This window comes from Amycolatopsis echigonensis (assembly GCF_014174495.1).
GTDB lineage: Bacteria > Actinomycetota > Actinomycetes > Mycobacteriales > Pseudonocardiaceae > Amycolatopsis > Amycolatopsis echigonensis.
The window spans coordinates 1-908 of the sequence record NZ_JACJHR010000247.1; the positions used below are offsets into that span (position 1 = coordinate 1).

Below are 908 nucleotides of genomic sequence, written 5' to 3' on the forward strand. Positions count from 1 at the left end.
CCGACCGAGTAGCCGCCGGCACCGGGTCATAACCCACAACACCAGACGACAACGGGAGGTGAATCCTCATGGTGCGGCGCTACACCAACGCGCTCAAGACCGCGCTGCTGCTCGGTGTGCTCACCGCGCTCATCCTCACCATCGGCTACGCGCTCGGCGGCAGCACCGGACTCATCGTGGCCACCGTGCTGTCGCTGGTGATGAACGGGGCCGCCTACTTCTACTCCGACACGATCGCGTTGCACGCCATGGCCGCCCGCCCGGTCAACGAAGCGCAGGCACCCGAGCTGCATGCGATGGTGCGCGAGCTGGCCACCAGTGCCGGCCAGCCGATGCCGCGGCTGTATGTCAGCCCCATCGCCCAGCCCAACGCGTTCGCCACCGGCCGCAGTCCCCGCCACGCCGCGGTCTGCGTTACCGACGGCATCCTGCGTCTGCTCACCCCACGCGAGCTGCGCGCGGTCCTGGGCCACGAACTGTCCCACGTGTACAACCGGGACATCCTCACCTCCAGCGTCGCCGCCGCCCTGGCCGGGATCCTCACCAGCCTGGCCAACCTCGCCCTGTTCCTGCCCATCGGATCATCCACCGAGGACGACGACGCACCCCACCCGCTGGCCGCGCTGCTGATGCTTGTCCTCGCCCCCGTAGCGGCCGGGCTGCTCCAGCTCGCCATCAGCCGCAGCCGCGAATACCAAGCCGACGCCGACGGCGCGGACCTCTCCGGCGACCCGCTCGCCCTGGCCAGCGCCCTGCAGAAGATCGACCAGTGGACACGGCAGCTGCCGCTGCCCGCCGACGCTCCACACGCCGCCTACGCCCACCTCATGATCGCTCACCCGCTCAGCGACGACGGGGTGGCGGCGCTGTTCAGCACCCACCCGCCGACCGCCGAGCGCATCCGCCGC

The 908-nt window shown here is 70.6% G+C and carries 1 protein-coding gene; it reads left to right on the forward strand.

The features are described 5' to 3' along the window. Window positions 1–71 precede the first annotated feature (71 nt). On the forward strand, window positions 72–908 hold an 837-nt coding region (locus H5411_RS46575; RefSeq protein ID WP_312878767.1), incomplete at its 3' end, for a M48 family metalloprotease.